Genomic DNA, 25261 nt, shown 5'->3' on the forward strand with positions numbered 1-25261 from the left:
AAATAGAGCTTGTTTGGAACCTTATAGTTCAGGTTTAGGAGTTTTTTCAGTAGAAACAGGAAGTTGTGGATAAACAATTGCTGGTTTTGTTCCTGTTAAAGATTTTAAGAAAGTTTCAATACTTTTTGCTTCTTTATCAGAAATTTTAATGCCAAGTTGCACACTACCCATTTCCTTAATAGCATCTTTTAAATTCCAAATCGCACCATTATGAAAATATGGAGCAGTTTCAGCAACATTTCTTAAAGTTGGAGTTTTTACCATGCCATTTGCATCACCTTTAAAATCACCTAAATTTGCAAATTTATATTTACCAGCAACTTCAAACGCTTGCATATTGCCACCTAAATTCACACCATTATGACAAGCTACACAACCTTTATCTATAAAAAGTTTTAAACCTTGTTGCTCTTCTTTTGTTAAAGCTTTTTCATCGCCTTCTAAAAATTTATCAAAACGAGATGGAGTGATCAAAGTTCTTTCAAAATTTGCAATTGCATCAGCAATATTGTCAAAATTTACACCGCTTTTACCATAGATTTTTTTAAACTCACTCACATATTCAGGCAATGATGAAATTTTTTCTACTGCGAGTTTAGCAGGAGTTGCCATTTCAGGATCGGCTTGGATTGGACCTTTAGCTTGATCAGCTAATGTTCCTGCACGACCATCCCAAAATTGAGTATTATTTAAAACCGCATTATAAACTGTTGGTGAATTTAAATGATGAGGATTTGCTGTCCATTTATGACCTATTGCAGTACTGATTCCATCTGTTCCACCAAGTCCTACATTATGACAGGTATTACAAGAAATGATACCACTTTTTGAAAGACGTGGTTCAAAATAGAGCTTTTTGCCAAGCTCTGCTTTTTCAAAAGTAAATTCACTAGCCTTTACTCCATTTTGTTTTAAAATTTCATCAACGCCTTTTTGATCTTTTGGTAAGGCAACAAGACCTGAATTTTTAGCTTCATCTATAAGACTTGCAGCATTTAAGCTTGAAAAAGCAACTAAGGATGCGATTAGCAATGATTTTACTTTCATTTACAAACTCCTATTAAAGATAAATTAAAATAAAATAATAATCATTTAGAGCTTAAATAAAAATAAATATTATTAAAAAATATTTACAATTAATTAATACTATTTTTATCCTATAAAAATTATTTTTGTTTATTTATTTTCATAAGATATAATTTTTAGTTATAAATCTTAAAATTTTAAGATGACTTGAAAAGGATATTATGGAAAATTTAATAATTTACGCTTTTATATATCTTTTAGGTTCAATCCCTTTTGGGCTAATCCTAGCTAAATTTTTTGCTAAAACTGATATCAAAAAAGAAGGTTCAAAAAGTATAGGGGCAACCAATGTTTTAAGAGTAGTAAAAGAAAAAAATCCTAAACTAGCAAAAAAACTTGCCATTGCTACAATAATTTTAGATTTTGCAAAAGCAGCTATTCCTTTACTAATCTTGAAATTTCTTCATTATGATCAAGCTTTGCTTTGGAGCGTCGCAGTTTTGGCTATTTTTGGACACTGTTTTTCAATTTACTTGTTATTTGAAGGAGGAAAAGGTATAGCAACAGGAGCAGGCGCTATGATAGTTTTACTTCCATTGGAAGTGCTTACAGCATTTATTGTGTGGGTAGTTATTGGAAAAATTTTTAAAATATCTTCGCTAGCTTCTTTAGCAGCGTTACTTGCTTTTGTTGTAAGTTCTTTTATATTTAATTATGACTTAGAAATTCATACACATGCACCCGTTTTCATTATCGCTTTTATTATAGTATATAAACATCTACCTAATATTAAAAGATTGATTTTTAAAGAAGAATGCAAAGTCATATAAAAATAAAATTTCACTTTAAGTGTATCATTGGTATATTAGATTTCGAAAGAAGAAAAAAACAAAAAATTATTATCAAGCTTAAAGCTAAAGCAAATGAATTTTTAAATTATGCAGAGGTAATTACCAAAATTAAAAAATGGTATAAAAAAGAAGAATTTTACACCCTTGAAGAGTCTTTAGACTTTGTAAGCTTAAATTTAAAAAAAGATTTTCCTAATTTAACCAATCTTAACATAAAAATTTTCAAACCCCATATAATAAAAAATGCTACAGTTGGGGTTAAATTGAAAAAAAAATATTAATTTTTTTTTAAAGATATCTAAACATTTACTTAAGCTATGATATAATTCTTTAAATTTTTCTTAATAAGGATAGAACAAATGAGAATTTTAGTTATAGAAGATGAGATTAGCCTAAATAAAACAATTATAGACAATCTTAATGAATTTGGTTATCAAACCGATTCTTCTGAAAATTTTAAAGATGGAGAATACTTTATCGGCATTAGACATTATGATTTAGTTTTAGCAAACTGGACTTTACCTGATGGAGATGGAGCAGAACTTGTTAATACCATTAAACATAAATCTCCAAGAACTTCAGTTATGATTATGTCTTCAAAAACAGACAAAGAAATAGAAATCAAAGCTTTGAAAGCTGGAGCTGATGATTTTGTTAAAAAACCTTTAGATTTTGATATTCTACTCGCAAGAATTGAAGCAAGACTAAGACTTGGCGGAACCAATGTTATTAAAATTGAAGACTTAGTTATTGATCCAGATGAAGAAAAAATTACTTATAAAGGTCAAGATATAGAACTTAAAGGAAAACCTTTTGAAGTTTTAACGCACTTAGCAAGACATTCGGATCAAATTGTATCCAAAGAACAACTTTTAGATGCCATCTGGGAAGAACCTGAGCTAGTAACTCCAAATGTTATCGAAGTAGCTATCAATCAAATTCGTCAAAAAATGGATAAACCATTAAATATATCTACCATAGAAACAGTTCGTCGTAGAGGATACCGTTTCTGCTTCCCTAAAAAATCTTAACAATTTTGCACCTTCGGTGCAAAAAATTTATCTTTATTTCTATTTTTATATTTTATTTAAGTTTGGTTATTGTATAAACTAAAATTATTTTTTAAATTTTTGAAAGGTTATGATGTCTCTTTTAATTACAAAAGACTGCGTATGTTGTGATGCTTGCAGAGAAGAATGTCCTGATGAAGCTATTTATGAAAATAGTCCAATTTATGTAATAGACCCTGATCTTTGTTCAGAGTGCGTTAATGATTTTTCAGAGCCTGCCTGTATTGTTGCTTGCCCATATGAATGTATCATTCCTGATCCTGATAATGTAGAAACTATAGAAGAATTAAAACTCAAACATAGGGATAGAGAATTTTAATGGCAAAAAAAACAGCAGTTGTTGATCTTGGCTCAAACTCCATTAGAATGGTGATTTTTGAAAAAACTTCTAGATATGGTTTTTATACAACTTGCGAATACAAACGCAAAGTAAGACTTGGAGAAAATGCTTATAATAATGGCAAAATTCTCCAAGAAGAAGCCATGCAAAGAGCCGAAGATGCCTTAGCTTTTTTCAAACAATGCGCTTTAAAGCATAAGTGCAAAAAAATATTTATAGTAGGCACATCAGCCTTAAGAGATGCCCCAAATTCAAAAAATTTCATTAAAAGAATCAAAGATAATCTGTCTTTAAATATACGCTGTATAGATGGAAAAAGCGAAAGTTACTTAGGTGGTCTTGCGGCTTTAAATTTATTAAGTCCTTTTAAGGATGGAACCACTTTAGACATAGGTGGTGGTTCTAGTGAATTGTGTTTAATAAAAAATAATAGAATTATTTCTTGCATATCTCTTGATATTGGCACTGTTAGGCTAAAAGAATTGTTCTATGATACTGGAAAAATGGATTCTTTAGAAGAATTTATAAAACCAATTTTAGAACAAATTCCTAAAGAATTTTGCAATCAAAACCTTATTGCAATAGGTGGAAGCTTAAGAGCAATATCTAATTCCATCATGCAAAAAAATTCCTATCCACTGAAAAATTTACATGATTTTCGCTATATGCTAGATGAAGAAAAAGGACATATTTTAAAAATTTTTAATTCAAACTTAGACTCTTTAATCAATTTTGGTATAAAAAAGGATCGTTTTGATACCATTAAAGAGGGTATATTTATTTTTTTAAAGATTGCGGAAAAAATAAAAGCCAAACAAGTTATCACGAGCGGGGTTGGAATCAGAGAAGGAGTTTATTTGCAAGATTTACTTCGTCCTAAAATCACATTTCCACCAAATTTCAATCCTAGTTTAAAATGTTTGCAAGATAAATTTTTACAATCAAAACAAAAAAATAAAACTCCACATTTTACTCTGCAAATTTTTACAACACTTAAAAATCTTCATAAACTTAACGATAACTATAAGCATACTTTACTAAATGCTGCTAAATTATGCCATATTGGAGAATATTTAAATTTCTATTTTGCTAATGAACACTCTGCTCATTTTGTACTAGGTGGATTAAATTATGGATTTTCACATAAAGAAAAAGCTTTAATTGCTAGCATTATTAAGCTTAATGGAAAAAAAGTTAATCCTTATAATCTTGAACCCTATAAGCAACTTTTACCCAATATTCATACCATTTCATGGCTTAATTTTATTTTGTGCCTAGCTAAAACTTTAAGCACAAATGAAGATAAGATTGATTTTGCTTTTGCAAACAATACTCTTTATATATATCAAGAAAACAAAATTCTTAATTTACCTAAAGATGAGCTCAAAAAAATTGCAAAACCAGCTACCATAGCATTAGCAATCAATCAAAAAATTTAAGATTTTTTACCTTTTTGACGCTGCTCTATAAGATTTTGAATTCTTTTTTTATTCTCTTCAAAAAAAGAATCAAAATTTTTCTCTGTTTTTTCTGTATGTTTTATTGTTTGTTCCTCTGGAATTTCAACACTTTCTAAAAGCACATTGGAATTACCTATTATCATTGTATAACGTTTATTAGCGTGATCAAAAACAACAAGTTGATTATTTTTATCTAAAAATCTTTGGAAAATCATAGTAAAATCTCTAGAAACATTGTTATTTTTATAAACCATAGTCTTTTTAAACCACCAAAGCACTATTAACAAAATAACTAAAATCAGCATTACTAAGATATAATTTGTATAATCATACCCTTCTAAACTTGTACTTTTTGGTTTAGGCATTAATTCTTGAGAATTATTCGCAGTTGTTGTAGGTACAGATTCGATATTTGCTTTCCCTTGCTCTATAGCTCGTATCCTTACTCCAAATTTATCATTGATAGAGCTAAGTTCTAAATTAATATTTTGTTTGTTTTGTAGCATAATATAGGTATTATTATTTTTAGAACTAATACTAATTTTATCTACAAGTTGAGAGTTAAGTTCTTTTAATTCATCTTTAGAATACGTTAAATCACTAAAAGTTAAAAGAGTTAAATTTTTTTCTTTTTTTTGAGAAATCTTGCCATTATAAGCATTATCAAAAGAAAGCATTAAATCTACTCGGTCATTTCTATCGTAGATATTATAACTAATCAACTCAACACTATATAAAGGTAAAATTAAAAAAAATAATACTAGTAATCTCATTTAAATTTCTTTTTTAAAGTATTGAAGCACAGTCTTAGAATCCAAAATTTCATTAATTCTTATAGCGAGATTTTTTTCATAAACCATAACCTCGCCTTTGCCAAAAATTCTTTTATTGATATAAAGCTCAACGCTTTCTCCAGCAGGCTTTTCAAGATCAATAACCGAACCTACTTCAAGTTTTAAAAGCTCTGCTACACTCATATTTGTAGTTCCAAGCTCGCTTACAAAATCTACTGTAATATCTAAGATATCTTCATAAGATTGTAAAAGCCCATGATGAATGTTAAACTCTATATCATCGCTCATTATTTGCAATATCCTATTCTAAAATAACAATTTTCAAATTTATAAGTTAAAGCTTCATCTAGAACTATTTCAGAAAAATCAACTTTTCCTAAATATTCCGGAATTCCAAGTTTATACTCGTCATCACCCTTGGCATCATTTAACAAATTTTTAGCATAACCTATAATCTGATTGGCACATTCTTTAGTTAAATCACACCAGTCATCTTCTTTAAATTTTTCATCATTAATTAAAATTTCTGCAATTTTTTTTAAAAATTCTTTTGGAAAAAATAAATAAAAATTACATTCTCCTTCGCTTTTGCCCATGATAGGAATACTCGCTCCATAAAGTTCACCGCTTATATCTTGAGCTGCTTCAATGCGAAGTCTTAAGATATGCTCGCAAAAATGAGTGATGGAATACTCAAGAATCTTTAACATAGCTACCACCTTTATAAAAAACTTAATTTAAAATTATAGTAAATATAAAATAAAAATATGTTTTAAAATTTTATTTTTTGAAAATTTCTTCAATATCTTTCATTATTATATCTAATTTTTCTTGTTTAAAACATTTTACTATACTAGTTCCTACAATCACTCCGTCAGCAACTTTTCTCATTCTTTTTACATCTTGATTATTTTGAATACCAAAACCCACAAAAATAGGTAAATTTGTAAAAGATCTGATTTCTTTTACTTTATCTTGCAAGATTGCTTCTTCGACACTTTTTATACCTGTAATACCTATACTTGCTAATAAATAAATAAAACCTTTAGCATGTTTTACCAACTTTTTAACCCTTTCTTTAGGGGTTGTAACGCTTACAAGCGTGATTAAAGCTATATTATATCTTTCACACTCTTTAATCAAATCATCACTTTCTTCAAAACTTAATTCAGGTACAATCAAAGCACAAATCCCTAAAGATTTTGCTTTTTTCACAAATTTTTCCAAGCCATAAGAAAAAATTAGATTATAATAAACCATAAAAATCAAAGCTTTTTTAGTTTTGATCCTAGCTAAAAGCTCAAAAACATTGTAAATATCTACACCTTGATCAAGAGCTATTTTTGCCGCATCTGCAATAATCTCACCATCGGCAATAGGATCACTATAAGCAACACCAAGTTCTAAAATATCAATAGGGCTTTGATCTAATCTTTGCAAAAAAGCTTCACTTGTTTGAAGATTTGGATAACCTAAAACCGTGTAAGCCACATTTGCATTTTCTTTATAAAATTTTCTAAAATCAACCATAAATCACCCCTTTTTTATAATCTCTAATCATTTGCATATCTTTATCTCCCCTACCTGAAAGATTTACTACTATCACGCTTTTCTTTTTTAAAGTTGGACAAAGTTTTTCTAAAAACGCTAAAGCATGCGAACTTTCAATCGCTGCAATAATACCTTCCTCTTTGCAAAGTAATTTTAAAGCTTGCATACATTCTTCATCACTTATAGCATGATATTGCGCTCTTTTACTTTCAAATAAAAAAGCATGCAAAGGACCAATTCCTGGATAATCAAGCCCTGCAGAAACACTATGCACAGGCAAGATATTGCCTAAATCATCTTGTAAAACCTTGGTTTTCATACCGTGAATAATGCCTGTTTTTCCCTTATTTAAAGTCGCTGCATGATAAGGTGTATCGATGCCAAGCCCCCCTGCTTCAATACCTATAAGTTTAACATTTTCATCTTTGATAAAATCATAAAATATTCCTGCTGCATTGCTTCCACCCCCAACAGCTGCGATAATATAATCTACTTTTTTATTGAGTTTTTGAAGTTGCATTTTGCATTCTTTTCCTATAATGCTTTGAAAATGCGTTACCATTTTAGGATAAGGATAAGGACCTACCGCACTTCCAACCACATAAAAAATATTTTTAATATCTCCAACCCAAGCTTGAATAGCCGCAGTAGTAGCTTCTTTTAGAGTTTTAAGCCCACTTTGTACTGCATGAATTTTAGCACCCAAAAGCTCCATTTTATAAACATTTAAAGCCTGTCTTTGTACATCAGTTGCTCCCATGTAAATTTCACATTCAAGTCCTAAAAGTGCTGCTGCAGTGGCTGTTGCAAGTCCGTGTTGACCTGCTCCTGTTTCTGCTATGATTTTTTTCTTTCCCATTTTTTTTGCTAAAAGGGCTTGAGCGATGGCATTATTGATTTTATGTGCTCCAGTATGATTTAAATCCTCGCGTTTTAAATAAATTTCATGCTGATATTTTTTGCTTAAATTTCTAGCAAAATAAAGCGGAGTAGGACGCCCCACATAAGTTTTTAAAAGCTCGTTTAATTCTTTTTTAAAGAGTTTATCTTTAAAAAATTTCAAAAAAGCACCTTCTAGCTCATTTAAAGCAAACATTGCACTTTCAGGCAAAAACTGCCCACCAAAATCCCCATAATATGCTTTTTTCATTTTTTCAGCTCCTTTAAAATTTGTTTTATTTTATTGATATCTTTTAAGCCTTTTTCATCTTCAAGTTTTGAATTAAGATCTAAAATTTTAGCTCCTGTTTTTACAGCCTTATGAATATTGTCCAAACCTATGCCTCCAGCTAATGCAAAATCTTTAGTATAAGAACTTAATAAAGTCCAATTAAAACTTATTCCATTACCGCCCTTTAAAATTCCCTTAGCATCAAAAAGCACTAAATCAGCAAAAATTTCACTTTTTAAATCTAAACTATCTTCCACACTTATCACCTGCCATACAAAAACATTTTGCACCTTTAAAATTTCAAATTCTTCTTTGGTAATAGTGCGATAAATTTGTACTCCATCAAGCTTAGCTTCTTGAATACATCTTAAAATTTGTTCTAAATTTTCATCTACAAAAACACCGACAACTTTTTTATCTTTTTCATGAAAAATTGCACTCAAATTTCTTGCTTGTTCTAAACTCACTCTTCTTGGACTTTTAGCAAAAATAAGTCCAAAAAAATCAATATTTAAAAAAGCTAAATCTTTGGCATTTTTTTCATCTTTAATGCCACAAATTTTAAGCTTTAACATAAGCTTGATACTCCTTAAAATACTCTATAACCTTACCTGAATAAATGGCTTCTAAAATCATATCTTTAGCCACTAAAGGCGAACTTGCTTTATTGGCTGTATAAAGTGCAAACATAGCATTTAAAACTACTAAATCAAATTTTGCCCCTTGCATTTTACCACTTAAAATATCTTTTAAATCCTTAGCGTTTTCATATGCACTAGACCCTATGATTTCACTATGAAAAGCTCTTTTAAAACCAAATTGTTCAGGACAGATAGAATACTCTAAAATTTCTCCTTCACAAAGTTCATAAATTTTACTTTCATCACAAATACTAAGCTCATCCATACCATCATTTCCTCTTACCACTAAAGCTTTTTTGCGTCCTAAATTTTTTAAAACCTCTATCAAAAGCCTATGCACAGGTGCGTGATAATTTCCCATAAGTTGATATTTTAACTTTAAATTAGGGTGCAATAAAGGACCTAAAACATTAAAAACCGTTCTTACTCCAAGTCTTGATCTGATCTCTTTAAGTTCTCCTACTAAAGGATGAAAAAATGGAGCATGTAAAAAACTAAGCCCTTGATTATTTAGTTGTTTTAAAACTGATTCTAAAGTGTTTGGAGTAGTTATATTTAAAGCTTCTAACACATCTGTACTTCCGCTAGAACTTGAAATGGCACGATTTCCGTGTTTGGCTACTTTTACTCCTAAAGCTGCTAAAATAAAAGCACTAGTCGTAGAAACATTGATACTTTTAAAACCATCTCCACCTGTTCCACAAATATCAATCATCTCACTCTTATCACTAAAAGTTTGAGAATATCTTAAAATTTGTCTTACAAAAGCACTTAAAGATTTTTCGTTTAAAGACTTTTCAGTGATTAAAATCAACAAAGCCGCCACTTGCAAAATTTCATAATCTTTAGACATAATAATCTTACAAATTTGCTCAAAATCATCACTTTGTAAAAAATGATTTTCACTCATTTTTTGCAAATAAAAACTTAAAGGATTTTCCTGTTTTTGTGATTTTTTTATATCTTGTTTTAAAAAATTAGAAAAAAGTTGTAAGCCATATTCACTAAAATAGCTTTCAGGATGAAATTGCACACCATAATAAGGTAAATTTTTATGTCCCAAAGCCATAATCACACCCTTTTCATCAAGGGCTAAAATTTCAAGCTCATCACTAAGCTGTTTAACCTCTAAAGAATGATAACGCATCACGCTAAAATTTAAAGGTAAATTAGAAAATAATTCATTTTCCCTGCACTGTTTTATCAAAGAATTTTTTGCATGCATAGGCTCTTGCATCTTAACCACTAAAGAATCAAAAGCTAAAGCTAAAGCTTGATGTCCTAAGCAAATGCCCAAAACAGGGATATTAAGCCTTGCTTTAAAAATTTCAAGACAAATCCCACTTTGACTTGGATGCTTTGGACCAGGACTTAAAATAATATGAGTAGGATTTAAATTTTTAATTTCACTCAGAGAAATTTCATCATTTCTTCTTACTAAAATTTCATCATTACTGAGTTGTTCTAACATGCTTTTAACATTAAAGACAAAAGAATCATAATTATCAATTAAAAGTATCATTGATTTTCCTTTTTTAAATTTTCAAAAGCTACTAAAAGAGCCTTGCGTTTAGCACAAATTTCTGCATATTCTTTTTGACTCTCACTTTGTAAAACAATACCAGCCCCACTTGCCAAATAAGCCTTATCTTGAGTAAAAAAAGCGCAACGGATTAAAATCGCTAAAGTTATATCTTCATTAAAATTTAAAAATCCTACCGCACCACCATAAATTCCACGATCGCAATCTTCAAGCTCACCAATGATCTCTAAAGCTCTTATTTTAGGAGCTCCGCTTAAAGTTCCCGCTGGAAAAACTGCTTCAATCACATCGAAAATACTCGCATCTTCTTTCATATTGGCATACACTTCACTCACTATATGCATTACAAATTTATTTTTAATAATAGAAAAAAGATTTTCCACTCTTGTTTGAGTGCCAAATTTAGAAGCATCATTTCTTGCTAAATCTACAAGCATCTTATGTTCACTAAGTTCTTTTTCATCACTTAAAAGATCTTTTTCTAAAGCCAAAAGATTGCAGTTATTTTCCAAATTTCTAGTTCCAGCAATAGGAGCTAAATAAATCTCTCTTTTTTTAATTTTCAATAAAAACTCTGGAGAAGAACCCAAAACAGCACCATATTTACTTGGAAAATAAAACATATAAGCGCTTGGATTTATAGCACTTAAACTCTCATAATAGTCAAAAGCATTTACTTGATGCTTGATGCAAAGTTGCTTACTTAAGACCACTTGAAAAATATCTCCACTTAAAAGATATTCTTTAGCTTTTTCACACATTTTTAAAAAATCATTTTTTTCATCTTCTAAAGAGTTTAAAATTTCAAAATCATTTTTTTGTTTCTTTTTCATTGGCTCAATATCATCTTTTAAATATTCAAAATATTTTGAAGCACCAAATTTAAAAAACATTTTGCTATTTTTCTCATAAATCAAATAAGCTTTAGCATTGGCAAATAAAAATAAAGGAAAATCATAATTTTTCTTAGAAGAAAGTGGAATTTTTTCAAACAAAGATACAAAATTCGCACTAAAAACTCCAAAAAATCCAGCAAAGTCGCAAATTTTATTCTTACTTAAAGCTTCATAATATTTTGCCTTAAACTCGCTAAATGATAATTCATTAGCATCTAAATAATCACAATCAATCCCTATAATTACCTTAGTCAAATCCTCTGCAAAATAAGAATTTTCAAATTTTTCAAGGATTTGTCTGTAATAAAAATTTACATTTTTAACAAACATAATAAACCTTTTTTTAAAAAAATAAATTAAAATAATATTAAAGAAAAAATTTGGATAAAAAGAAGTTTAGAAACGCCAATAGCGAAGAGTGTGTGTAAATTTTGAAATCAAAGAATTATTAAAAAAATCATTTTCACTCATCTTTTACCTTTCTTATAAAATATTTCAAAAATTAAGACTTTTATGAAAATTTTTAAAGTCTAAATTAATTTTAATCAATAAATATAAATTTTGCTTTAAATTTAAAATAAATATTATAAAATCTTTATATTTTATAATATTTTGAAACATTTTTACGATGCTTAAAGTTACCAAAAAAATATTCTATTTTTATAAAAAACTAAGATAATACTTAGCTTAGCAAGATAAAATTATTCCATATTTGAAATATTTAATATTTTTTAGGAAAAGCTATGGAAATCACAGATTTACCTTATCTAATTATAGGAATCATTTCAGGTATTGCTTCTGGACTTTTTGGTATTGGTGGAGGTATGATTATCGTTCCTTCTATGTTCGCACTTGGAACAAGTGCTCACCATGCTATCGGAATTTCAGTATTGCAAATGATTTTTGCAGCAGTTTTTGGCTCTTATATTAATTATAAGAAAAAAAATCTAAATCTTAAAGATGGTATTATGATAGGTTTTGGAGGGCTCATAGGGGCAAGCTTTAGCGGAATGCTTTTAAAAGCTTTAAGCGATGTAGCTCTTACTAGCGTATTTTTGGCGGTAAGTTGTATATTTTTTATCAAATATGCTTTTGGAATTAAAGAAAACATTGTGCAAAATCAAAGAAGCGTTTGGGTAAAGAATGTCATTTTATTTATTGCTGGAGCTTTTACTGGTATTTTTGCTATTTCTTTGGGAATTGGTGGTGGACTTTTAATTGCTCCAATTTTAGCTTATTTTTTAGGCTATGATAGTAAAAAAGTTGTTTCTTTATCCTTGTTTTTTGTTATTTTTGCTTCAGTCTCTGGTATTATATCTTTTTCAAATTCTGGAGTTATAGACTCTGAAGTTATTCATAAAGGAATACTAGTAGGTATAGCTTCTATGGTTGGAGTTTTTATAGGAATTAAAATCATAGAAAAAATGCATATTTCAGCTCATAGAAAAATTTTACTTTGCGTATATGCCTTATCAATACTTGGAACCACCCACTCTTTGCTTAATAAGCTAAATCTTATAAATTTTTAACTTGGATTCATCCAAGTTCTTTTAATATTATTATGCTAAAATCTTAAATTTATTTTAATGTTTAGGAAAGACTATGAACGATACCATCAAAATCATTGGCGCAAGAGAAAATAACCTAAAAAATATCCACCTTGAAATTCCCAAAAACAAACTCATTGTTTTTACAGGACTGAGTGGAAGTGGAAAATCAACCCTTGCTTTTGGCACTCTTTATGCTGAGGGACAACGCCGTTATATAGAAAGTTTAAGTGCTTATGCCAGACAATTTTTAGATAAGGTAGGCAAACCTGATGTCGATAAAATCGAAGGTTTAACTCCAGCCATTGCTATAGATCAAAAAACTACTTCTAAAAATCCACGCTCTACTGTAGGAACCATCACTGAAATTTATGATTATCTAAGACTTTTATATGCAAGAGTTGGCATTCAACATTGTCATCAATGTGGACAAAAAATCTCATCTATGAGTGCAAGTGATATAGTCAGTGAAATTTTAAAATTTCCAAAAGGTGCAAAAATCATTATCTACGCTCCACTCATACGAGAAAAAAAAGGAACTTATTCAGATTTACTTGAAAATTTACGCAACAAAGGCTATGTAAGAGCTCAAATTGATGGAGTTTTAGTAAGGCTTGATGAAGAAATTGAACTGGCTAAAACCAAAAAACACACCATTAAACTTGTCATAGATAGGCTTGAAATTCAAGAAGATTTACTCTCTCGCCTTGCAAGCGATATAGAAAAAGGCTTACAAGAAAGCTTTGGAGAAATAGAAATAGAAGTTTTAAATCACGAAGAAATAAATCTTAATAAATACTATCATTTTAGCGAACACTGCGCTTGTTTTGATTGTAAAATTTCTTTTGTTCCACTCGAGCCTTTAAGCTTTTCTTTTAATTCTCCAAAAGGAGCATGTGAATCTTGCGATGGACTTGGAATTCGTTATACTTTAGATATGAAAAAAATCATCGATGAAAATTTAAGTCTCGAAAACGGTGCTGTTAAAATCATGTATGGTTTTAATAAAAGTTATTATTATAAATTCCTAATCGCCTTTTGCGAACAAAATGAAATTCCTATCAAAATACCTTTTATGCAATTAAACGAAGAGCAAAAACGCCTTGTATTGTATGGTAATGCCAAAACTATAGAATTTCTTTGGAAAAGAAATCGTCTAAAACGCACTTTTGAAGGCGTGGTTAAAATGGCTTATGAAATGCTAAAAGATGAAAAAGATTTAGCCGAATATATGAGTGAAAAAATTTGTAAAGACTGCGGTGGGCATCGTTTAAAACCCGAAAGTTTAGCCGTGAAAGTAGCCAAAAAAGGCTTGGGTGAAATTTTAAATATGAGCATAGAAGATAGTACGGCCTTTTTTGCAGATGAGAAAAATTTTTCTTATTTAAGCGAGCAACAAAAACTTATTTCTAAACCTATCCTAAAAGAAATCAACGAAAGATTGTTTTTCTTGCATGATGTGGGGCTAGGTTATCTTTCTTTAGGGCGTGATGCAAGAACGATTAGTGGGGGTGAAGCACAAAGAATCCGCATAGCTTCACAAATTGGCAGTGGTTTAAGCGGAGTGATGTATGTCTTAGATGAGCCTAGCATAGGACTTCATGAAAGAGATACTGCAAAACTGATTAAAACTTTAAGAAATTTACAACAAAAGGGCAATACCCTAATTGTCGTAGAACATGATAAAATGACCATAGAAGAAGCAGATTTTATTGTAGATATTGGTCCAAAAGCAGGAAAATTTGGGGGTGAGGTTGTATTTAGTGGAACTTATAAAGAACTTTTAAAAAGCAAAAGCGAAACTGCACTTTATATGAATGGTAAAAAACAAATTTCACAACTTCAAAACAGAACACAGAAAGAATGGCTTGAGCTTAAAAATGTAAATATTAACAATATCCAAGATTTAAGCGTAAAATTTCCTTTACAAAATTTAGTCGCTATAACAGGAGTTTCAGGTTCTGGAAAAAGCTCTTTAATACTTCAAACCTTACTTCCTTTTGCGCAAGAGGAATTAAACCGTGCAAAAAAAGTTAAAAAACTTGGTGGAGTGCAAATAGAAGGACTTGAAAAACTTGATAAAGTCATTTATCTTGATCAAAGCCCAATTGGGCGCACACCACGTTCAAATCCTGCCACCTATACAGGCGCTATGGATGAAATCAGAAATCTTTTTGCCGCCACTAAAGAAGCCAAAATGCGTGGTTATAAAGCCGGACGCTTTTCTTTTAATGTCAAGGGTGGAAGATGTGAGAAGTGTAGCGGAGATGGAGAAATCAAAATAGAAATGCATTTTTTACCTGATGTTATGGTAGTTTGTGATACTTGCGGGGGCAAACGCTACAATGACGCCACGCTAGAAATCAAATATAAGGGTAAAAATATCAGTGAAATTTTAAATATGAGTGTTTTAGAAGCGAGTGAATTTTTTACAGCCGTTCCTAAAATCAAACAAAAATTAGACACTCTAGTAAAAGTGGGCTTAGACTATCTAACCCTAGGACAAAATGCCACCACCTTAAGCGGGGGTGAAGCACAAAGAATCAAACTTGCTAAAGAACTAAGCCGTAGCGATACAGGAAAAACTCTTTATATACTTGATGAACCTACAACAGGACTGCATTTTGAAGATGTCAATAAACTCATCTTAGTTTTACAACATTTGGTTGATCTTAAAAATTCTGTTTTTGTGATAGAACATAATTTAGATGTGATTAAAAATGCTGATTATATCATCGATATGGGGCCTGAAGGCGGAGTTAAAGGTGGAAAAGTTATAAGCACAGGAAGCGTAGAAAAAGTCGCTAAAGAACACAAAAAAACCCGTTCTTACACAGGATATTATCTAGACTTAGAGCTTAAAAATACACAAAAATCATAATTTTATGTTTGATTTTTTATATAATGATATAAGTTATTTAGGACTTTTTATAGTGTGTTTTCTTTCAAGCACACTATTACCTTTGGCAAGCGAAGCCTTTGTTTTAGGCTTTATAAAACTTGATTTTAATCCAAATTTGGTACTTATCGTAGCTACTTTGGGTAATACCTTAGGAAGTTTAAGTACTTATAGCTTGGCTTATCTTGGTAAGCAAAAAATTTTAGAAAAATACTTTAGCAAATCCTTAAAAAAATTAGAAAATTTCAATGCTAATTTTGCTAAATTTGGAAGTATATTTGCTTTTTTAAGCTTTTTACCTTTAGCGGGAGATCTTTTTGCCTTAGGACTTGGTTTTGCGAAATATTCTTTTTTAAAAACTATATTTTTTATCTTACTTGGAAAATTAAGTCGTTATGCTTTCATAATTTTCATAGCAAACTCCTTTTAAAAGCCTCTCTTTTATAAGTTTTAAAAGCTTTGTATTATCTACATTTTTTAAAATTTTAACACAATTTTTAGTGCTTAAATCCACCCCCATACTCATTTTTGGTTCTTTAAAACAACGCCAACTCATACCTCTTGCCAAAGAACTATCACAAATAACATCAGCATAACACTCATCAAAATCTGCAATACTAGAATCTAATGCATAAGCTATCGTTAAAGCGTCATGTATCCAAGTTCCCTTTATACCACGTGTTTTAGAAGCATAATCAATCCAAACACCTAAAGTTTCAACGATAAAATCGCATAAAATATTCTTAGCTTGCAACTCTTTTAAATCCTCATGAGTCAATAAAGTCTGCATGGTTACATTATAAGGTACGAGTGTAATTTTAGCTCTTGAATTTAACACTATACTAGCCGCCTCAGGATCGAAACCAAAATTTGTATCTTTAGTGTAATAAGGCATATCAAAACTACCGCCCATAATAAAAAGCTCTTTAAGATTTATATCAAAATCTTTAAAAATTTTCATAGCCATAGCGATATTTGTCAAAGGTCCTATCGCACAAATAGAAATTTCTTTAGGATTTTTACCCACCAACTCACCCATTTTAAAAATCGCATCAGGATTTATATTTTCTAAAATTTCAGGACTTTTTATATTTTCCCAAAGATATTCGAGTTTAAAATTTTTTACACTTTCATCAAGTCTTTGACGCCAAGCTTTACTTGGTTCTTTTAAGGCTTCATTCGCTCCTAAATAAACGGGGATATTTAAATTTAAACGTTTAAATAAATCCTTAGCCACGCTATAGGCAACAAGACTTGGAACATTACCGCAAATTGTGCTTAGCATTTCAAGTTTGATTTCTTTAGATGCCAAAATCAAAGCAAGCGCTAAACCATCATCGGTATTTGCTCCTGCAATAGCATTGCCTATATCCGTGTCTAAGATAAGTCTCATATCGCATCTTCTATTTTATTTAAATCCCTGCCTCTAGTTTCTGGCGCAAAAAATGTAGTCACAAAACCTATACCTGCAGTTAATACAAAATACGTTGCGATAGGCCACCAAGTGCCATAATACGCAAGCAAAGCAGAAGCCACCATAGGCGCTGTTCCTCCTGAAAGAATAGAACCTAGCTCCTTAGCAAAAGCCATTTTTGTATAACGGTTTTTTACCCCAAAAAGTTCTACACCCCAAGCCGCTTGTACACCAAAAATCCCTAAAGATGCTAAAGACATACCTACAATAATAGTTAAAATCACAATAATTTCATTTTTACTATCTAAAAGCATAAAAGCAGGAAAAGCATAAATCATCAAAAGCAAACAAAACATTCTATAAGTAATACGTCTTCCAAATCTATCACTTAAATAACCTGCCAAAGGAATAACCAAAAAACCCACCAATGAAGCTATCATTACCGCTGTAGTGGCAACTGATTTGTCTAAAAGTAAAATTTTAGTCACATAACCTACAATAAAACCTTGCGCAAGATAAGAAGGTCCGTTTTCGCCTATTCTTAAGCCTACCATAGTCCAAAAAGCACGACTTCTTTGCCAAAAACTTCTTTCATCTTTTTTCATATGCTTTTCGTTATTAAGACGCAATTTCATCATTTCATTTTTTTGCTTTTCAAAAACAGGGGTTTCTTTGACATGAAAACGAATATATACAGCAAAAAGAGCGATTAAAATACTTCCCATAAAAGGAACTCTCCAGCCCCATTCTTTAAAACTTGCTTCATCCATTTGTACCATCAAAAGCCATACAAAAGACGCAAGCAAAGTTCCGCTATTTGATCCTAAAGCAATCACAGAAGAAACAAGCCCTCTTCTCTTGCTAGGAGCATATTCTCCAAGCATAACTGTTCCACCTGAAAGTTCAGCTCCTGCACCAAAACCCTGTATAAAACGTAATATAACCAAACAAATAGGCGCCCAAACACCAATCACTGCATAACTTGGAATAAAACCTATAAGAGTAGTTGAAATTCCCATTAAAGCTATTGTAGCCATCATAACATTTTTTCTTCCGTGTTTATCACCTAAATAACCAAAAAACAAAGCCCCAATAGGTCTTGCAATAAAACCTATGCCATAAGTTACAAAACTAAGTAAAAGTGCAATTACTGGAGTTTGCTCAGGAAAAAACACTTCTGAAAAAATTGTTGCAGCTGCTAAACCATAAAGTGCAAAATCTGCATATTCCATAGCAGTTCCCAACCAGCAAGAAAAAACTGCCTTTTTAAAAACTTTCCTACCTTCAGGCGTGTTAAAATTCTTATCCGCAATTCCATCAATTTGCTGATTTGTCATTACATTATCCTTATATTTTAATATATTTTTTTATAAATAATTTGTAATTATGGCTAAAAATTGCAGTGTTTTTGCTTAAAGATCTTAAATTGTAGACATTTTAAGCAAAATTTTGAAATAATACAACTTAAAAATATATTTTATCAAAAGAAGAAATTATTATGAAAACTTTAACTATTATCGATACTTTTGGATTTTTTTTCAGACTTTACTACGCATTAAAAGGTTTTAAAAATTCACAAGGACAAGCTAGTGGAATGATTAGCGGTTTTGCAAATTTTATTTATAGCTTAAAAAATGAACATAAAAGTGATTATATTGTTTTTGCATTAGACTCCAAAGGAAAAACTTTTCGTAGTGAAATTGATCCAAACTACAAACAAAATCGCACTCCACCACCACCTGAACTTCTAGAACAAATTCCAATTTGCATAGAGATGATAGAAAAAATGGGTTTTATAAGCGTTTCTAGGGAAGGTTATGAAGCCGATGATATCATCGCTTCTTTTGTAAAAACTTGTGAAGATAGGGACATTTTTGTACGCATTATCACTCAAGATAAAGATCTTTATCAACTCATAAAAGATGGTAAAACAAGCATTTACAGTCCCATTTCTAAAAACGACTATGATGAAGCAGCGTGTTTAGAAAAATACGGAGTAAAACCTAATCAAATCAGAGATTTTTTAGCTCTTTGCGGAGATAGTTCTGATAATATTCCAGGCGTTAAAGGTATAGGCGCAAAAGGAGCCAAAACCTTACTTGATGAATTTGGCAGCATAGAAGGAATTTATGAAAATTTAACTCTAATACGCAACGAAAGAAGTCGTAACTTGCTTTTAGAGGGTAAAGAAAATGCATTTTTAAGCAAAAAATTAGCTTCTTTGTATGACAATTTAGAAGTGCAAAATCTCATAGAAAAAGCCACTTATCCTGATGAAGAACCTCTTTTAAAAATACTTGAAATTTTAGAACATTACGAACTTAATACTTTGCTTAAAAAACTACGTCAAAATCCTGATAATAAAGATAAAAATTTAGGTTTTAAAACCACTTTAATACAAGATGAAAACAAACTTTTTGAAATTTTAAATACCCTTGATAAAGAAAGCATTATTGCTTTTGATACTGAAACTACAGGAATTGATACAAAAGAAGCAAAAATTGTTGGTTTTAGTTTTTGCATGAGTGAAAGTGAAGCCTTTTACGTGCCTTTAACTCATAATTATCTTGGAGTAGGTGAGCAAATCTCATTGCAAAGTGCCAAAAAAGCTATAGAACTAATCTTTGATCATTTTGTTATAGGGCACAATCTCAAATATGATTTTAAAATCATTCAAAATAATTTTGGATTAAATTTGCCTCAAAAATACGCAGATACAATGATTTTAGCATGGCTTAAAAATCCTTCTTTAAGAGTAAATATGGATGATTTAGCCTTAAGACTTTTTAATTATGAAACCTTACATTTTGAAAGTCTTGTTGAAAAAGGAGAAAATTTTGCAAGCGTAGAACTTGAAAAAGCTTGCAAATACGCAGCAGAAGATGCTTATATCACTTTAAGATTTTATCTTTATTTTTTAAAAAATCTTGAAGCTCCTTTATTAGAACTTGCTAAAAACTGCGAATTTGATTTTATAAAAATCATTATGATGATGGAAGAAAATGGCATAAAGCTTGATACAAATGCACTTGAAGCCCTTATGAAAAAATTTGAAAATGAAATCAAAAATTTAAGTGAAGAAATTTATACTCTTTGTGAGGATAGATTTAACCTAAACTCACCTAAACAAGTAGGTGATATACTTTTTGAAAAACTCAAACTTCCAAGTGGAAAAAAAGGCAAAACAGGATATTCTACCGATGAAAAAGTTTTAAATGCAGTTTTAGATAAACATCCTGTAATTGCCAAAATTTTAGATTATAGAGAACTTGCCAAACTTTATTCCACTTATTGCGAACCTTTGTTAAAACTAGCGTTAAAAGATGAAAATTCACGCATTTACTCAAGTTTTTTACAAACTGGAACTGCAACGGGTCGCCTTTCATCTAAAGATCCAAATTTGCAAAATATTCCTGCGCACGGACAATACGCAAAAGATTATAAATCTTGCTTTGTAGCTAAAGATGGATTTAGTTTTATCTCTCTTGATTATTCTCAAATCGAACTTAGAATGCTTGCACATTTTAGCGAAGATGAAAAACTTTTAAATGCTTTTGCCAATGATGAAGATATACATGCAAGAACAGCTATAATGATTTTTGGAGAAAGCAATTATGAAACCAGAAGTGTTGCAAAAAGTATAAATTTTGGACTTATTTATGGCATGGGCTATAAAACTTTAAGTCAAAATTTAAAAATAGAAGCTCATTTAGCCAAATCTTATATAGAAAAATATTTTGAAAATTTTACTAGCATTAAAAAATATTTTGAAACAGTTAAAAACGAAGCTAAACAAAATGGTTTTATCACTACTTTAAACAGTCGCAAACGTTATTTTGATTTTGAAAATGCAAAACCTATGCAAATTGCCATGTATGAAAGAGAAAGTATTAATTCAATCTTACAAGGCTCAGCAGCAGATGTAATCAAACTTGCTATGTTAGAAATCGATAAAGAATTAAATGAAGACAAAAAGCTTATTTTACAAATTCATGATGAATTAATTTTTGAAGTAAAAGATGATTTATGTGAAAATTTTGTAAAAAAAACTAGAGATATTATGGAAAATATAGTAAAATTAAAAGTAAAATTAAAAACAAGCTCAAGTATTGCCAAAAATTGGGGCGATTTAAAATAATCAAGGAGATATTTATATGGATCTTTCAACCATACTGGGAATGGTGCTTGCAGTTACTAGTATTTCAGTAGGAGATATACTAGAAGGTGGTAATCCTTTACATGTTATACATCTTTCTTCCTTTCTTATAGTTATGCCAACAGCTGCATTTTGTGCAATGACTTCTACACATAAAAAAATTGTAAAAGCAGCTTATAAAGAACTCAAAGTTGTCTTTAAAGGCTCTGGAGTAAATCTACCTGAAAGGATAGCCCAGTTAATAGAATTTGCTATTATTGCAAGAAGAGATGGGCTTTTAGCATTAGAATCAAGAACCAATGAGATTGAAAATGAATTTTTAAAAAACGCTATGATGATGCTTGTAGACGGTAAAAGCTTTGAAGAAATTCACGAAAGCATGGAAATACAAACCGAACAACTTGAAGAGCATTATAAAGAATGTGCAGAATATTGGATAGTATTTGGAGAAACTTGCCCTACCATGGGACTTGTTGGAGCGGTTTTTGGTCTTATTCTAGCTCTTAAATTACTAGACAATCCCCAAGCAATGGCAGCGGGTATTTCAGGTGCTTTTACAGCTACGGTTACTGGGATTTTTGGTGCTTATGCGCTTTTTGCACCTTGGGGAAGAAAAATGAAAGCTAATGGAATGGATCTTGTAAAAGAGCAAATTGTCATCACTGAAGCCATAAAAGGAATTGCAGAAGGTGCGAATCCTAGAGATTTGGAAGCTAAGCTTTTTAATTTCTTAAGTCACGATGATCCAAAAATTTCACAATTTGACAAAGGTTAAAAATGGCCAAGAAACATAAATGTCCAGAATGTCCTGCAGGTGAAAAATGGGCTGTACCTTATGCAGACTTTCTAAGTTTGCTTTTGGCACTTTTTATTGCTCTTTGGGCAATTTCCAAAACAAATCCTGCTAAAGTAGAGGCTTTAAAAACCGAATTTGTTAAAATCTTTGATTATACCTCTACTCAAACAGTCAAAGAAGAGAGTAAAACCCAAGAAAAATATAAGGGTGCAGCAAAAGAAGAAAGTGATGAACTCAAATCGTTAAAACAAATGACTATGACACAGCAAGAAACCATCAAACGTCTTCAAGCAGCTCTAGATCAAAGCGACAATCAGGTTGCTCTTAACCTTCCATCTAAAGTTGAATTTGAAAGAGGTAGTGCTCAAATCGTTTCAGCTGATATACAAGATTATTTAAAACGTATGGCTGAACTAACAACATATTTGCCACCTCAAGCAAAAATAGAAATTAGAGGCTATACAGACAATAGCGACTCTATTATAAGAAGTTATGAACTCGCCTACCAAAGAGCAGAAAATGTATTAAAATATTTTATAGAAGGTGGAGCAAATTTAAAAAACATTAGCATTAAAAGCTACGGGCTTAATAATCCTATCAATGGAAATCCACAAGCTCTAGAAAATAATAGAGTAGAAATATATTTTAAAGTTGATACAGCAGATACAAGTACTCAAAAATCGGTTCTTGAGCTTATTAACAAAATAGGAACTAAAGCACCTTAAAAGTTTTAGTTTCCTTTTTTTACTTGACCAGCTAAACGACTCTTATTATTTGTATTATAAACAAATCCTAGCACCTCAGCTACAGCTTTAAACATTTCCCTAGGAATAAGATCATTAACATCGCAAGCTTTATAAAGCTCTCTTGCTAAAGGAGGATTTTCATAAACTACAACATTATTTTCATAGGCTACTTGTTTTATGCGAAGAGCGAGAAAATCCACTCCTTTGGCAACAACCCTAGGGGCTTGTTCTTTACTTGTATCATAACGAATAGCTACGGCATAATGCGTTGGGTTTGTGATCACCACATCCGCACCTGCAACATCTTGAACCATACGACGACGCGCAGCTTCCATTTGAAGTCTACGAATTCTACCTTTAACCTGAGGATCTCCTTCCATTTGTTTATACTCATCTTTTATTTCTTGTTTGCTCATACGCAAACCTTTAAAATACTGAAAACGCACCAAAAAAACATCTAAAACAGCAATAATTAAAAAAGCAACTATAACAATAGCTGCTAAAACAATAGCTCTGTCTCTTAGCCAAGTAAGCTGTGCAACCATAGTATAAAGCTCAACTCTTGGAAGCTCTTGCATAAATTTAAGTAAAACTATAAAAGCTATAGTAAAAACAATACCCACTTTTAAAATAATTTTTATACTTTCAACAATTTTTTTCAATGAAAAAAGGTTTTTTAAACCTTTTAGAGGATTGATTTTTCCTAAATTTGGCATAATAGGTTTAGTTGTAAAAATAAAACCAAATTGCATAATATTTCCCAAAACCCCAGCAATCATAATACTTAAAACAATAGGTGCAAGAATAATTAAAACCTCAAAAATGCTTTTAATCATAATGGCTTGAATAATACGCAAATCAAATTCAACACCAATAAAACTTTGATAGTATCTATATAAATTTACAATTCTCTCGCCCATAAAACTCATCATAAATAAAGTTATAGTTACTCCAATTATCAAAGTTACAATAGCTGCCGCATCTTGAGACTTTGGAACATTACCTTCTTTACGCGCATCTTCTATCTTTTTGGACGTGGGTTCTTCTGTTTTTTCTTGATCTTCGCCTGCCATATTTTAGCCTAAGTAAAAATTTTAATATGTGTGTAAAATTATAGTAGAAAATTTATGAATTTCAATTAAAGAATAAAAATGAAGAAAAAGCCTCGTAAAGAGGCTTTATACTAAGAAATTAAAGTTTAGCTTCGTTTTTGCCAAGATATTCAGCCACGCCTTTAGGGTTAGCTTTCATACCTTCATCGCCCTTATTCCATCCTGCAGGACAAACTTCACCATGCTCATTTGTAAAAAGCATAGTATCAACCATTCTTAACATTTCATCTATATTTCTACCTAGTGGTAAATCATTAACCACAGCATGGCGAACTGTTCCATCAGCATCAAGCAAGAACGAACCACGAAGGGCAACTGCTTCTGCATAAAGTACATCAAAATTTCTAGCAATCTGCTTAGTTAAGTCAGCAACAAGCGGAAATTTAACCTGACCAATACCACCTTGATTTACTGGAGTATTTTTCCAAGCAAAATGTGAGAATTCATTATCTCCTGAAATTCCAATTACTTCAATGCCACGGTTTTTAAATTCTTGATATCTTTTGTCAAAAGCTATAATTTCTGAAGGACAAACAAAAGTAAAATCTTTTGGATAAAAGAATACTACCGCTCCTTTTGGACCTATGTTTTTATAAAGATTAAAATCTTGAACAATTTCATTGTTTCCCAATACTGCTGGAGCAGTAAAATCTAAAGCTTTTTTAGTAACTATCATATTTTCTCCTAAATAATAAATTTTATTGATAACGAAATTATATCGTTTAAATCTTTATTTTTTTTTAAATATCTAAAATAATATTAAAAATTTAAGAAAGTTATAATTATTATCAAATAAGGTAAATTTTTGATTATCAAAATTTACCTTATTTAAGAATTTTATGCTAAAATCTTTTAAATCTTAATATTAAAAAGGAGAAAAAATGGCTGTAAAAATTACAGATATATGTATTGCTTGTGGTTCTTGTATTGATGAGTGTCCAGTGAGCGCTATCGTTGATGATGCTAACAATCCAGAAGGTGAAGATAGATATTATGTTTATGCAAACAAATGCGTTGAATGCGTAGGACATAATGATCAACCAGCTTGTGCCAGTGCTTGCCCAACAGATGGATGTATAGTTTGGAGTGCTGTAGAATCAGGACAACCAAGTCGTGATAATATTGGCGCTGATATGAGAAGTGGGGACACTCCAGTTTTTGCATAATTTTAAAAAATTAAAAAGCTAGAGATTCCTAGCTTTTTCTTTTAATTTAACTTTCTTTAAACAAATTCAAGTATAATTTTAA

26 protein-coding genes are annotated in these 25261 nt (G+C 30.6%); 12 read left to right on the top strand and 14 right to left on the bottom strand.

What is annotated here, in order from left to right:
* Positions 1-21 precede the first annotated feature (21 nt).
* Positions 22-1047, bottom strand: a complete 1026-nt coding sequence (locus AJ939_RS04940; RefSeq protein WP_070276399.1) for a cytochrome-c peroxidase — start codon at positions 1045-1047, stop codon at positions 22-24.
* A gap of 200 nt (positions 1048-1247) precedes the next feature.
* Here AJ939_RS04940 and plsY point away from each other — a divergent pair, with 200 nt between their 5' ends.
* From plsY to AJ939_RS04965, 5 genes are all read left to right on the top strand, one after another.
* Positions 1248-1856: a glycerol-3-phosphate 1-O-acyltransferase PlsY gene (gene plsY / locus AJ939_RS04945; RefSeq protein WP_002921511.1), complete on the top strand. Its 609-nt coding sequence runs from the start codon at positions 1248-1250 to the stop codon at positions 1854-1856.
* On the top strand, positions 1841-2158 hold the full coding sequence (locus tag AJ939_RS04950) for a dihydroneopterin aldolase (protein WP_002857609.1): 318 nt from the start codon (positions 1841-1843) through the stop codon (positions 2156-2158). The genes plsY and AJ939_RS04950 overlap by 16 nt, the downstream gene beginning before the upstream one ends.
* 78 nt (positions 2159-2236) lie before the next feature.
* Entirely contained in the window at positions 2237-2908 is a 672-nt protein-coding gene (gene hsrA, locus AJ939_RS04955; RefSeq protein ID WP_070276397.1) for a homeostatic response regulator transcription factor HsrA, read from the top strand.
* A gap of 112 nt (positions 2909-3020) precedes the next feature.
* The gene (locus tag AJ939_RS04960) at positions 3021-3266 is read left to right on the top strand and encodes a YfhL family 4Fe-4S dicluster ferredoxin (protein WP_002854647.1); all 246 of its coding nucleotides are present in this window, start codon (positions 3021-3023) and stop codon (positions 3264-3266) included.
* On the top strand, positions 3266-4726 hold the full coding sequence (locus AJ939_RS04965; RefSeq protein ID WP_070276395.1) for a Ppx/GppA phosphatase family protein: 1461 nt from the start codon (positions 3266-3268) through the stop codon (positions 4724-4726). Before AJ939_RS04960 ends, AJ939_RS04965 begins: the two co-directional genes overlap by 1 nt.
* Here AJ939_RS04965 and AJ939_RS04970 read toward each other — a convergent pair.
* From AJ939_RS04970 to AJ939_RS05010, 9 genes are all read right to left on the bottom strand, one after another.
* Positions 4723-5520, bottom strand: a complete 798-nt coding sequence (locus AJ939_RS04970; protein WP_002868919.1) for a hypothetical protein — start codon at positions 5518-5520, stop codon at positions 4723-4725. The two genes, AJ939_RS04965 and AJ939_RS04970, sit on opposite strands and share 4 nt — an antisense overlap.
* A complete protein-coding gene (gene fliN, locus AJ939_RS04975) occupies positions 5521-5829 on the bottom strand; it encodes a flagellar motor switch protein FliN (protein ID WP_002824739.1) in 309 nt (102 codons plus the stop codon).
* Complete coding sequence (locus AJ939_RS04980; protein WP_002854524.1) at positions 5829-6251, bottom strand: chemotaxis protein CheX; 423 nt, start codon at positions 6249-6251, stop codon at positions 5829-5831. The genes fliN and AJ939_RS04980 overlap by 1 nt, the downstream gene beginning before the upstream one ends.
* Positions 6252-6321: 70 nt before the next feature.
* Entirely contained in the window at positions 6322-7071 is a 750-nt protein-coding gene (trpA, locus tag AJ939_RS04985; RefSeq protein WP_070276393.1) for a tryptophan synthase subunit alpha, read from the bottom strand.
* Positions 7064-8242, bottom strand: a complete 1179-nt coding sequence (trpB, locus tag AJ939_RS04990; protein ID WP_070276391.1) for a tryptophan synthase subunit beta — start codon at positions 8240-8242, stop codon at positions 7064-7066. Before trpB ends, trpA begins: the two co-directional genes overlap by 8 nt.
* A complete protein-coding gene (locus AJ939_RS04995) occupies positions 8239-8838 on the bottom strand; it encodes a phosphoribosylanthranilate isomerase (protein ID WP_070276389.1) in 600 nt (199 codons plus the stop codon). Before AJ939_RS04995 ends, trpB begins: the two co-directional genes overlap by 4 nt.
* Complete coding sequence (trpD, locus tag AJ939_RS05000; protein ID WP_070276387.1) at positions 8825-10426, bottom strand: anthranilate phosphoribosyltransferase; 1602 nt, start codon at positions 10424-10426, stop codon at positions 8825-8827. The genes AJ939_RS04995 and trpD overlap by 14 nt, the downstream gene beginning before the upstream one ends.
* Positions 10423-11673, bottom strand: a complete 1251-nt coding sequence (locus tag AJ939_RS05005; protein ID WP_070276385.1) for an anthranilate synthase component I family protein — start codon at positions 11671-11673, stop codon at positions 10423-10425. The genes trpD and AJ939_RS05005 overlap by 4 nt, the downstream gene beginning before the upstream one ends.
* Before the next feature lie 165 nt (positions 11674-11838).
* Positions 11839-11964, bottom strand: coding sequence for a hypothetical protein (locus AJ939_RS05010; protein ID WP_002854718.1), 126 nt, complete (start codon positions 11962-11964; stop codon positions 11839-11841).
* 122 nt (positions 11965-12086) lie between these two features.
* Here AJ939_RS05010 and AJ939_RS05015 point away from each other — a divergent pair, with 122 nt between their 5' ends.
* The 3 genes from AJ939_RS05015 (at position 12087) to AJ939_RS05025 (ending at position 16219) form a co-directional block, all read left to right on the top strand.
* Positions 12087-12872 (top strand): sulfite exporter TauE/SafE family protein, encoded by a 786-nt coding sequence (locus AJ939_RS05015; RefSeq protein WP_070276383.1) that lies wholly within the window; start codon positions 12087-12089, stop codon positions 12870-12872.
* Between the two features lie 73 nt (positions 12873-12945).
* Positions 12946-15771, top strand: coding sequence for an excinuclease ABC subunit UvrA (gene uvrA / locus AJ939_RS05020; RefSeq protein WP_070276381.1), 2826 nt, complete (start codon positions 12946-12948; stop codon positions 15769-15771).
* Positions 15772-15775: 4 nt separating this feature from the next.
* Positions 15776-16219: a YqaA family protein gene (locus AJ939_RS05025; protein WP_070276379.1), complete on the top strand. Its 444-nt coding sequence runs from the start codon at positions 15776-15778 to the stop codon at positions 16217-16219.
* On the opposite strand, the gene AJ939_RS05030 is transcribed toward AJ939_RS05025, so the two are convergent.
* Together AJ939_RS05030 and AJ939_RS05035 are read right to left on the bottom strand one after the other, a co-directional pair.
* Positions 16175-17182: a nucleoside hydrolase gene (locus AJ939_RS05030; RefSeq protein ID WP_053872716.1), complete on the bottom strand. Its 1008-nt coding sequence runs from the start codon at positions 17180-17182 to the stop codon at positions 16175-16177. The genes AJ939_RS05025 and AJ939_RS05030 overlap by 45 nt on opposite strands.
* Positions 17179-18540 (bottom strand): MFS transporter, encoded by a 1362-nt coding sequence (locus AJ939_RS05035; protein ID WP_053872715.1) that lies wholly within the window; start codon positions 18538-18540, stop codon positions 17179-17181. Before AJ939_RS05035 ends, AJ939_RS05030 begins: the two co-directional genes overlap by 4 nt.
* A 161-nt stretch (positions 18541-18701) precedes the next feature.
* On the opposite strand from AJ939_RS05035, the gene polA reads away from it, so the two are divergent.
* From polA to motB, 3 genes are read left to right on the top strand one after another with little or no spacing between them, the layout of a single operon-like run.
* Positions 18702-21341, top strand: coding sequence for a DNA polymerase I (gene polA / locus AJ939_RS05040; protein WP_070276377.1), 2640 nt, complete (start codon positions 18702-18704; stop codon positions 21339-21341).
* Between the two features lie 16 nt (positions 21342-21357).
* A complete protein-coding gene (gene motA / locus AJ939_RS05045) occupies positions 21358-22134 on the top strand; it encodes a flagellar motor stator protein MotA (protein WP_002880492.1) in 777 nt (258 codons plus the stop codon).
* A gap of 2 nt (positions 22135-22136) precedes the next feature.
* Positions 22137-22880 carry a flagellar motor protein MotB gene (gene motB / locus AJ939_RS05050; RefSeq protein WP_002854333.1) on the top strand — a complete coding sequence of 248 codons (744 nt, stop codon included), beginning with the start codon at positions 22137-22139 and terminating at the stop codon, positions 22878-22880.
* 5 nt (positions 22881-22885) lie between these two features.
* On the opposite strand, the gene flhB is transcribed toward motB, so the two are convergent.
* Complete coding sequence (gene flhB / locus AJ939_RS05055) at positions 22886-23974, bottom strand: flagellar biosynthesis protein FlhB (protein WP_002857279.1); 1089 nt, start codon at positions 23972-23974, stop codon at positions 22886-22888.
* Between the two features lie 118 nt (positions 23975-24092).
* The gene (locus AJ939_RS05060) at positions 24093-24689 is read right to left on the bottom strand and encodes a peroxiredoxin (protein ID WP_002854219.1); all 597 of its coding nucleotides are present in this window, start codon (positions 24687-24689) and stop codon (positions 24093-24095) included.
* Positions 24690-24894: 205 nt separating this feature from the next.
* Here AJ939_RS05060 and AJ939_RS05065 point away from each other — a divergent pair, with 205 nt between their 5' ends.
* Complete coding sequence (locus tag AJ939_RS05065) at positions 24895-25179, top strand: DUF362 domain-containing protein (protein WP_002854354.1); 285 nt, start codon at positions 24895-24897, stop codon at positions 25177-25179.
* Positions 25180-25261 lie beyond the last annotated feature (82 nt).

This window comes from Campylobacter sp. BCW_6889, assembly GCF_001762535.1.
Lineage (GTDB): Bacteria > Campylobacterota > Campylobacteria > Campylobacterales > Campylobacteraceae > Campylobacter_D > Campylobacter_D jejuni.